Here is a 7,779-nt window from a genome sequence, read left to right on the forward strand (position 1 = left end):
CCGTAGGCCCGGTGGGCGTGCACCGTTCCGGCCGGCACCCAGATGGCGCGCGTGCCCGGCGCGACCCAGGATCCTTCGCTGGTCGTGACAGCCAGGACCCCGCGGGCGGCGTAGACGATCTGGTGATCGTCGTGGCGGTGCGCGTCGATCTCGCCCCCGGACGCGAGCCGCTGAGTACGTGTGGGGGCCACCGGGGTGTGGCGGATTTTCGTCATTAGTTGGCAGCTTATCGGAAGCCCGGCAGGGCGGTGAGTTGGAACCATCGCCGAGTGCGAAGGAAAACCTCAATCGCTCTGCTCTCCGTTGGGCATGCCTGCGTCGACATCTACCAGGGCACCGTCGCGGCTCTGGTGCCGTTGTTCGTCGCCGAACGGGCTTACACCTACGCGACGGCATCTGGCATCGTGCTCGCCGCCTCACTGCTGTCTTCGGTCGCGCAACCGATGTTCGGCGCGCTCACCGACCGTTGGGCGATGCCCTGGCTGCTGCCAGTCAGCACCATGCTGGGCGGGGTGGGCATCGCGCTGAGCGGACTGAGTGGCAACTACACCCTCACTCTCTTCTTCGTGGCGATCTCCGGTATCGGCGTGGCCGCCTACCATCCCGAATCCGCGCGCATCGCCCGCGAAGCCAGCGAGGGCAGCCACACCGCCATGGCGTACTTCTCCACCGGGGGCAACATCGGCTTCGCGCTGGCGCCGCTGATGGTCGCCGCCGTCGCGGCCGTCGGTGGCCTGGGCTGGACGCCGCTGATGGTGGTGCCAGCTCTCGCTGGCACTGCGATGGCCTTGCCCGTCCTGCGCGCTCTCGCCAAACGCAAGAGCGCCAAAAGTGGAGCACCAGCGCCGATCGGGCGCGACGACACCGCCTCGTTCGTGCGGCTGACGCTGGCCGTGGTGTCCCGGTCGATCGCTTTCATCGGCCTGAGCACGTTCATCTCCCTCTACGCCCAGCAGCGCATGAACGGCAGCTCTGCGGCGGGCACTGCCGCCCTGTTCGTGCTCTACCTCGGCGGTGTGATCGGCTCGGTCCTGGGTGGTTCGGCGGCAGCCCGATGGGGCCGGGTGGCAGTCTCCCGCTGGTCCTACGCGATTACCGTCATCGCGATCACGGGCGTGGTGTGGGTGCCTGGGCCGGCCATCTATCTGTTCGTGGCCTTGGCCTCGGCCGGCCTCTATGTTCCCTTCTCGCTCCAGGTCACCCTGGGGCAGGACTACCTACCCACAAAGGTCGGCACCGCCAGCGGCATCACCCTCGGCCTGACGGTCAGCATCGGCGGCCTCGCCAGCCCTGTCATCGGTGCGGTAGCCGATGCGACGTCGCTGCGAACCGCGCTGGCGCCGCTCATCCTCATGCCGGTGCTCAGCTGGCTGTTGTTCCAAACCCTGCGAGACCCGGAAGTGCCGAAGCTCGATCTCGAGGAGCGCACGCAACAGAACCAACCGGTCCTGCCCTCCCCGGCTTCCGTTGACTAACTCGCAGCACGCAAACCTCGCCGGTATCCCAGCACGGCACCTTCTATTTTGGCGGCGGGCCGTGCCCGATACTCCACGGTCCTCAGGTGTGTAGAGCCGGATCGGAGAGCACCGCGGCCATCTCCTCGACGGGTGCGACGTGCAGCGACAGCAGGCCTGTCAGCGGTCACTGCTCAGATCGGGCAAGGCCGGCCAGCCACTGGGCATGCCGACGAATGCGGGATGGGTCGTCGGAGAAGCAGCTTTCCCACTGGTGATCCAGGTTCATCCAGGCGACGGGCTGGCCGGGCTCGGCCACCAGCGGAACAGCCCGGTCGACAATCGCGGCATACGACAGTCCCAGTGTCGCCGGATGATCGGGATGGTATGAGCGGACGCAGACAGCGGCCGGCCGGGTGAGGAGCTCGGCCATGACACCCGTCTCTTCAAACAACTCACGGCGGGCTGCCTCACGAGGTGTTTCCCCGGGTTCGACTTTCCCTCCGGGCGGAACCCAGCCCCGCCACGGATGGCAGACCAACAGCACCTGGGTCAGATTCGTGTCGAGCACCCAGACCTCAGCCCCCAGCGGGTCGGCCGGACTGCTACCGACGGCGGCCAGCCAGCCGGCGACGCCCTCGAATTCGACGATTGCTGTCTCAACGTCGCCCAATGCGGCCTCGAGCGACTGCCGCTGCAACTCATCACGACTCACGGGCCGGAACGTAGCGCGAGAGTGCGACATGGCCCGGCCCGGGATCTCGGGCCACCTCATCACGGTCGGTGACTGCCATCAAGGCCCGACTGTCGTGTCCGTCCACGAGGAAATTCCCGTGTCCGCTGTCAAGGCCAGCCGCTTGGTGCTGATGGCCTGATCCGCGATGACGGTGCGCACGCCGCGACCGTCGAGGGGCGTTCGATGAGGTGGCGGGCAGGGGGGTCGTAGAAGGTCAACAGGCCCCGATCCACTCGGGGATCGCGTTGGCCAACCGCTGGCGGTTCGCCCCAAAGATGGCGCGTCGTTGACCTGCCGGGCGCCGTCACGCGGCGGCCTTGGAGTCGGCGGAGGGTTCGACGGTCCGCTGCCCGGCCGCCGCGCAGGCGCGGCGCACCGCGAGCGCTTCCCGGATCCGTCGCCGGGTCGCCCGCCACCGTCGCTCATCGCGGCAGCCGCGGTGGGCTGGCTCAAAGATCATGTTCGGCTCCTGAACTACATATGGCGGCAAAGGTGGGCATGCGGAGTGAAGTAACCGCGAAGAAGCCGTGGTCCGGCTGCTCCCGTCAGCCGGCATCCCGTCGACGTGCGGCTGGCTGGCCCCTCGGTGACCACGCCGGAGATGCCGAAGGCCCGGTCACCTTCAGTAGCCGATGGGTTCGCGGACGAGGACGACGGTGCCGCGTTCGGGGAACATCTCGCGGTTGATGATGAGGATCTTGGCGAGCGTGGCGGGTTGGCCGGTCAACGCACGGAATCGGGCGTCTTCTCGCGGGTAGGAGTAGGTTTCGATGCGCCGCAGGGCGGTCTCGAGGTCCGGAACGACCTTCTGGGCGCCGACGACCCAGATACTCTGGGCCGCGCTGAAGCCGTAGAGGCTGAGCTGGCTTCCGCTGCCGGAGGCGGCGAGGAGCCGCCCGTCCTCGGTCACCGCGTGGACGCTGCCGACGACGACGTCGGGCGCGGCGCCCGCGATGCGCATCTCGTCGAATCGTCCTTCCTCTCGAAGCTTCATGAGCTTCGGGCGCATCGGATTGAACCGGCCCGAGGTGTTGATGTCGTCGTCCAGTCCGGACAGGCGAAGTGTCTCGCTGGACGAGGTGAAGATCGTCTTGTCGGTGGGCAGCAGACGGTTGACCAGGGCGCGAGCGTCGGCAGCATGGTCGACGATCTCCACAGCGAAGTTGTGTTCGCGAAGCGCCTTGGCAGCGCGCTGCAGCTGCTCCTCGGTGGCGGCCCGCTCGAAGGTCTCGTCGATCGGCAGGCCGGCCTCGGTGGTGGTCAGGGTGGTCATGTGGTTCCTCGCTTGTTTGTTGTTTCAGTCGCTGTTACGGGCGGGGATTTCGGTCACGGTGCTGCTCGCCGGCGTCGTGACGGGTGGGTCAGAGGCTGGCGGCCCGGAGGACGAGAGCGATCACGCTGAGCAGAAGCAGGACCAGCGAAGGCACGGTCTTCTTCGAGGGGTCGTGCGCCTTGAGGTGGTAGACGACGGCTCCAGCCATCAGGAGCGCGAGTCCGGCGGCGGCGGCGATGCCGAGGGGGCCGATCCACAGTCCGATGACCAGGCCGGCGGCCCCGAGGAACTCCAGCGCCCCGATGAGGCGGACAAGCCCGTTGGACACGCCCAGCCTGCCGAGTTCGGTGACCATGCTGTCGGCTGCGGACACCTTCGGAAGGCTGGCCAGGGCGAAGCCGATGGCCAGCAGAACGGACAGGATAACGGCGGCGACGAACATCGATGACTCCTTGTGTGTTTGTAGTGAGGTGTGGATGAGGGGGTGTGCGGTCAGCCGGTGACGGTCACGGGGCTGTCATCACCCGCGCGTCCTCGGTCGCTGTCGTGGGCGTGGGCCGCAGGCTCGCTGCCGCGTCGGCGTCACGCACGCGCAGGGCCACGAGCAGGCCCAGCACGGCCAGCGCGGTGGTGAACAGGAACACGTCGTGGTAGGCGGCGAAGATCGCCTCGCTCCGGCTGGCCGCCTCGGCGGCACGAGTGCCGAGGTCCACGAGTCTGGTCTCGGTCCGCTCGGTGAGCAGGGTGACGACCACGGCGACTCCGGCCGCACCGGCGACCTGGCGGGTGGTGGAGAACAGCGACGAGGCGCGCGCTGTGGCCGCGGTGCTCACCCCGGCGAAGGTTGCGGTCTGCAGTGGGATCACCGTCAGGGCCATCCCTGCGCCCAGGGTGAACAGCGGCGCGCGTACCGCCCACAGAGTGGTTCCGGGATTGACGGCGAGCAGCGCCGCCAGGGAGGCCGCGGTGATCACGAACCCGGTGACGAGCATCCGCCGTGGCCCGAGCCTCGAATAGAGGCGGCCGGCGACCGGCATCAGGGCTGCCATGCCCAGCGCTTGGAACATGGTCACCAGGCCGGAACCCGTCGCGTCGATGCCCATCTGCTGCTGCAGGAGCAGGGGAACCAGGAACAACGCCCCCATCAACGCGCCCGAGGTGGGCAGCATCAGCAGATTTCCGGTGCGGAACAGCCGGTTCCGCAGCAGCCGCAGATCGATCATGGGTTCGGCGCCGCGCAGTTCGGCCACGACGAACGCCGCCACCAGGGCGAGTCCGGCTCCGAGCTGTACCAGCACCCCTGGGCTGGTCCACCCGGAGCGGGCGCCGCCGTCGAGGCCGACGAGCAGGAGCGCGAGCGCGGCGCCGCCGGTGAGGAAACCGGCGAGGTCGAACCTGCCGGGACGTTCCGCCCGCTCTTCGCGGATGACGGCCATGGTGAAGATCAGCGCCAGGACGCCGATCGGCACCTTGAGGAAGAAGATCCAACGCCAGGAGAGGGTGTCGACCATCCAACCACCGAGCACGGGCCCGAACGCTGGCGCGATGCTCGTCGGGATGGACAGCACGGCTGAAGCCTGCGCGCGCTCGGCCGGCGGGAACGCCCGGAACAGCATCGCGGTGCCGACGGGTGTCAGCAGCCCACCGCCGACGCCCTGCACGACCCTGGCGGTGATCAGTTCGCCGAGCGAGCCAGCAAAACCCGCCCACGCGGACGCCGCGGTGAAAACCGCAAGCGCGAACACGAATGTCCGTTTACTGCCGAATCGGTCGGCCACCCAGCCCGAGGCGGGGATGAACACGGCCATGCTGATCAGGTAGCCGGTCACGAGCCACTGCAGCGCCTCGGTGCCGGCGTCGAACCGCTCGCCGAGCGCGGGCAGCGCGGTGTTCAGCACCGTCATGTCGAGGATCTCCATGAACAGGCCGAACACGAACGCTGTCGCGACCAGCCATTTGTACGGCACGCGTCGCAGCATTGACTCACTCCTCTCACGTGTTGTGGTGCGCCTGCGCGGCCGACCCGCCATGGGTCGCGGCCGGTCGCCAGACGCGGAACGCGTGCCGCCGATCGCGCAGATGCCTGACACGCTAATATCTGACTCGTCAGATGTCAGCGTGTCAGGGGGTGCGAATAATCCGTGGTCTACGTCACCTGTCGGCTGAGCCGCCGCATGCCATGACGGCAGCGGGCCACGTACGGCTAGGCTTCGGCGTACGAGGAAGGCCTGGACACCCGGGGTCGCGCGCTGACCGGGGCGCTACCGCCAACGCCGTTGATGGGCGTTGGTGCTGAGGCGACCCGGTGGGACGCGGCGAGGGTCGCGATGACGGGACGAGGGAGGACAGCTTGTGACCGACCGGCACCGGCTGTCGACACGCCGCTACCTCGAGGTGTGGCGGCTCTATCTCGTCAGCCAGAACCTGGTCCTCAAGAAGCTCGAGCGAGAGATGCAGGCCGCCCATGGCCTGTCATTGGCGGAATTCGACGTGTTGGCCCACGTGTCCGCGGCACCGGATCAGCGGTTGCGCCTGGGCCAACTCGCGGAAGCGGTGCTGTTCACGACCGGCGGCATCACCCGCCTACTCGACCGGCTGTGCGACGCCGGACTACTGCGGCGGGAACGCGATCCCGCCGACCGCCGTGTCGTCCACGCCGTCCTCACCCCGACCGGCCACGACCTCTACCAACGGGCCTCCAGGTCCCACCTGCGCGAGATCGTGAAGCACTTCGGAAGACAGCTGACAGCCGACGAGGCCGACGCTGTCGAGGCCTTCCTGACCCGCTTGGTGGACAACAACCTCGACCCATAACGCGCCCGCCACCGGAACTACCGAGTCTGCGAACCCGACAGCCTTGATCATCGCGGGTAACGGGTTCCCCAAAGCCCGGCAATCAAGGCAGCCGATCCTGGCAAGCCGGCCCGCAACCTCTACGGCGGGTATCGCTCGGCCGGAGCGGCTACGGCAACTGCTGTGCCGCACCGCGATCTCGTTCAGCGAACCCCCACGTGGAGGGAGTCCCGCGAACCCGGACAAGGACGCCTGGCTCGACCGCATCAACCGGATGAGAGAAGTCCTCTGAATGATCGACCCGAAGGTGAATCCTCGCCTGCCCCGGCCAACGCGTGACCCTCTGAACAACCTGTCCCGTGTTACACCGGACGAGGCGAACCCGCTGCGTCAGCTCTCCCTCGACCAGTTGCGGGATCGCACGAGCGAGAAGTGGCGAACCTATCCGAGCGACGTCCTGCCCCTGTTCGTGGCCGAGATGGACGTGCCGCTGGCCGACCCGGTCGTGCGCGCGATCACGGATGCGGCCCGTCGCGGCGACACCGGCTACCCGGCCGGAACCGGGTACGCCGAGGCGCTCGCGGACTTCGCGCGCAAGCGGTGGGACTGGGACGGGATCACCGTGGAGCGCACCGCCATGGTTCCCGACGTGATGCGCGGCATCGTAGAAGTCCTTGACCTGATCTGCGGTCCCACGGACCCTGTGGTGATCAACTGCCCTGTCTACCCGCCCTACTACCACTTCGTGGAGCACACCGGCCGACCCATTGAGGAAGCCCCCCTCGGCGAGGACGCCCGGATCGACCTGGCCGTCCTCGAGGATGCGTTCCGGCGCGCTGCGGCCCGTGGGCCCCGGCCCGCGTACCTGCTGTGCAGCCCGCACAACCCCACCGGCACCGTGCACACCGCCGACGAGCTCGCCGCCGTCGCCGCCCTGGCCGGCCGCTACGGCGTCCGGGTCCTGGCCGACGAGATCCACGCACCCCTCGTGATGCCGGGGACCGTGTTCGTGCCGTACCTGAGTGTGCCGGGCGCCGAGAATGGCATTTCGGTGATGTCGGCGTCCAAGGCGTGGAACCTCGCCGGCCTCAGGGCCGCCCTCGCCATCGCCGGGCCCGGGGCAGTCGAGGACGTGGCACGCATCCCCGCATGGGTGCAGGAAGGCCCGAGCCACGTCGGGGTCATCGCCCACATCGCCGCACTCCGGGACGGCAGTGACTGGCTCGACGCCCTTCTGCTCGGTCTCGACAGCAACCGTCGGCTGCTCAGCGATCTCCTGGCCGAGCACCTGCCCGGCATCCGCTACCGGCCCGGTGAGGGCACCTACCTGGCCTGGCTCGACTGCCGCGCTCTCGGCCTGGGCGACGACCCCGCAGCCGTCTTCCTCGACCGTGGCCGGGTCGCCCTCAACTCCGGCCCCTCCTTCGGAACCGGCGGCGCAGGACACGCACGACTCAACCTGGCGACGTCACCAGAACTGATCACGGAAGCAGTCCATCGCATGGCCACCGCCGTCACCTGAG

Annotated in this window: 9 protein-coding genes; 3 read left to right on the forward strand and 6 right to left on the reverse strand. The window is 68.4% G+C overall.

Features of this window, described 5'->3' with window-relative positions; translation table 11 throughout:
- A partial coding sequence (locus tag ACY34I_RS39725) for a cupin domain-containing protein (protein WP_462760598.1) occupies positions 1–215 on the reverse strand: 215 nt, incomplete at its 3' end.
- A 54-nt stretch (positions 216–269) separates the two neighbouring features.
- Between ACY34I_RS39725 and ACY34I_RS39730 the strand changes: the two genes are divergently transcribed.
- Positions 270–1,475 carry an MFS transporter gene (locus ACY34I_RS39730; RefSeq protein WP_462760600.1) on the forward strand — a complete coding sequence of 402 codons (1,206 nt, stop codon included), beginning with the start codon at positions 270–272 and terminating at the stop codon, positions 1,473–1,475.
- Positions 1,476–1,641: 166 nt separating this feature from the next.
- Here ACY34I_RS39730 and ACY34I_RS39735 read toward each other — a convergent pair whose 3' ends face one another.
- The 5 genes from ACY34I_RS39735 to ACY34I_RS39755 all read right to left on the reverse strand — a co-directional run bounded on the left by ACY34I_RS39735 (position 1,642) and on the right by ACY34I_RS39755 (position 5,442).
- Positions 1,642–2,169, reverse strand: coding sequence for an NUDIX domain-containing protein (locus tag ACY34I_RS39735; RefSeq protein ID WP_462760602.1), 528 nt, complete (start codon positions 2,167–2,169; stop codon positions 1,642–1,644).
- A 325-nt stretch (positions 2,170–2,494) separates the two neighbouring features.
- A complete protein-coding gene (locus tag ACY34I_RS39740; RefSeq protein ID WP_462760604.1) occupies positions 2,495–2,650 on the reverse strand; it encodes a hypothetical protein in 156 nt (51 codons plus the stop codon).
- A gap of 162 nt (positions 2,651–2,812) precedes the next feature.
- Complete coding sequence (locus tag ACY34I_RS39745; protein WP_462760606.1) at positions 2,813–3,463, reverse strand: LUD domain-containing protein; 651 nt, start codon at positions 3,461–3,463, stop codon at positions 2,813–2,815.
- Between the two features lie 88 nt (positions 3,464–3,551).
- A complete protein-coding gene (locus ACY34I_RS39750; RefSeq protein ID WP_462760608.1) occupies positions 3,552–3,905 on the reverse strand; it encodes a DoxX family protein in 354 nt (117 codons plus the stop codon).
- A 64-nt stretch (positions 3,906–3,969) separates the two neighbouring features.
- The gene (locus ACY34I_RS39755) at positions 3,970–5,442 is read right to left on the reverse strand and encodes a DHA2 family efflux MFS transporter permease subunit (RefSeq protein ID WP_462760610.1); all 1,473 of its coding nucleotides are present in this window, start codon (positions 5,440–5,442) and stop codon (positions 3,970–3,972) included.
- 373 nt (positions 5,443–5,815) lie between these two features.
- Here ACY34I_RS39755 and ACY34I_RS39760 point away from each other — a divergent pair, with 373 nt between their 5' ends.
- Both ACY34I_RS39760 and ACY34I_RS39765 read left to right on the forward strand, forming a co-directional pair.
- The gene (locus ACY34I_RS39760; RefSeq protein WP_462760612.1) at positions 5,816–6,277 is read left to right on the forward strand and encodes a MarR family winged helix-turn-helix transcriptional regulator; all 462 of its coding nucleotides are present in this window, start codon (positions 5,816–5,818) and stop codon (positions 6,275–6,277) included.
- Positions 6,278–6,608: 331 nt separating this feature from the next.
- Positions 6,609–7,778, forward strand: a complete 1,170-nt coding sequence (locus ACY34I_RS39765) for a MalY/PatB family protein (protein ID WP_462760614.1) — start codon at positions 6,609–6,611, stop codon at positions 7,776–7,778.
- The last annotated feature ends 1 nt before the right edge of the window (position 7,779 follow it).

This window comes from Micromonospora sp. RTBAU3-60 (assembly GCF_054963695.1).